Source organism: Synechococcus sp. R8-2 (assembly GCF_047461715.1).
Classification (GTDB): domain Bacteria; phylum Cyanobacteriota; class Cyanobacteriia; order Thermostichales; family Thermostichaceae; genus Thermostichus.
Genome location: NZ_JANSHQ010000036.1, coordinates 1 through 1,886, shown reverse-complemented (window position 1 = coordinate 1,886; position 1,886 = coordinate 1). Strand labels below are relative to the sequence as shown.

Annotated in this window: 1 protein-coding gene; it reads left to right on the top strand. The window is 60.2% G+C overall.

The features are described from left to right. Positions 1–103: 103 nt before the first annotated feature. Positions 104–1,816 carry a SpoIID/LytB domain-containing protein gene (locus NW819_RS00985; RefSeq protein WP_414412624.1) on the top strand — a complete coding sequence of 571 codons (1,713 nt, stop codon included), beginning with the start codon at positions 104–106 and terminating at the stop codon, positions 1,814–1,816. The last annotated feature ends 70 nt before the right edge of the window (positions 1,817–1,886 follow it).

Sequence of the window (1,886 nt, the reverse complement as noted above, 5' to 3'; positions counted from 1 at the left end):
TTGGGGGTTAGAGGCATGCTCCCCACTGCTGACGCAACCGCTGCAGGTAGGCCAAAAAAGATGGGGGTAAAATCGACAGGGTGTGTTTTAAGATAAAGCGGCCATGGCCAGTTGTCAGCCTCCCACTGCCAAACCCCGTCGGTTTTTAGGGGCTCCGTCCCGCTGGCGCAAACAGAGCACCCTCATTTCCGGCTTGGGCCTGTTGCTGACGGCCTTGGCGCTCCATGCCGCCGACGCGACCGGCGTTGGTGAAGAGACCTTGGCCACGGCGGCCACCCCCGAAAACCCAATCCTGCATATAGGCATTGTGCAACGCTTTGGCCGTTCTGAGACGGATCAAGTGGAGCTGGCGGCACCGACGGGATCCCTTCTCACCCTGGAATTTGCCCAAGCAGACGGCAGCACCCAGACCCAGCGAACGCCTCGGGTCAGCATCGGCATTGTCAATCGCGCCCTGACCACCCCGGAAACCGTATACCGTCTAATCCTCAGCAGCCACAAAAGCTTTGAGAGTGCCGAGGCCAATGCCAACCATTGGCAGTCTCTGGGCATCAGCACCGAGATCGCCCAGCCGCAAGAATGGCAGGTGTGGGCCAACCGCGCCTACACCCCGCAACAACTGATCCAGATTCAGCAGTATGCCCAGAAGGAAGGGATCCCCCATGTGCGGCTCGAGGTGCAGGAGCGGCGAGAACGGGCGGAGCTGAGCTGGATCCATGAACACTTTCGCTACCACCGCACCCGCCTCAGGGTGACCTCTGATGCCGGCTATCTACGGGTGAACGACCACTACTATGCCGGATCCATCACCTTTCAGCCCAATGCCTACGGCAGCTACACTGTGGTCAATGCCGTGCCTCTGGAAACCTATTTGCGGGGGGTAGTTCCCCACGAGGTGGGGCCAGGGGCCCCTTTTGCCGCGATGGCCGCCCAGGCGATTTTGGCGCGCACCTACGCCCTCAAGAACCTCCACCGCTTTCAGGTTGACGATTATCAGCTCTGTGCCAATACCCACTGCCAGGTTTACAAGGGATTGACCGGAACCCACCCACGGGCAGACGAGGCCATTCGCCAAACCAGTGGCCTGGTGCTCACCTACAATGGCGAGCTGGTGGATGCTGTCTATTCCTCTACCAATGGCGGCATCTCGGCGGCCTTTGAAGATGTTTGGGACGGGGATCCGCGCCCCTACCTACGCCCGCAAGCGGATATTGCCCATCGTGCTCCGCAGGGCGAGGAGCGCCATCAACCGGGTAAGCCCCTGGATTTGCGGCAGGAGAGCAGCTTCCAGGCGTTTTTGGCCCAGCGAGAGGGCTTCAACGAAGCAGGAGTATCCCGCCTATTCCGCTGGGAGTTCTCCCTATCTTTGGAGGAGCTGAACACCCAGTTGCGGGCCGGCCAAGACTACCTAGGGATCCCGATGCCCACCTGGAGCAGCATCGCGGGGATGCAGATCCTGGAGCGCTCCGCCAGTGGCCGGGTGCAGGTGATGCAATTGGACTTGCAGACGGCAGAAGGGATCCGCTCGATTCTTTTGCGCAAGGATCAGGTACGCTTGGCTTTTCCTCGCCTGTACAGCACCCTGTTTCGGATAGAGCCTCTGAAACAAGGGGAGCGATTGGCAGGCTATCGCTTCATCGGTGGCGGCTTTGGCCATGGGGTGGGCCTGAGCCAGTATGGCTCCTATACCCTGGCTCGGCAGGGGTTTAACGCGGCACAAATCCTCGCTTTCTACTACCCCGGCACCACCTTGGCCCCGCTGGGATCCCTATCCTTGCAGTTGCCTGCCGCCTCAGCAGCCTACTCTATCCGCTAGAGGTTGGGTGAAAGTTATGGCCGTTCGCGACAGCGGGACAGAGCCTTTAGAAGAGCATGACTCTAGTCAA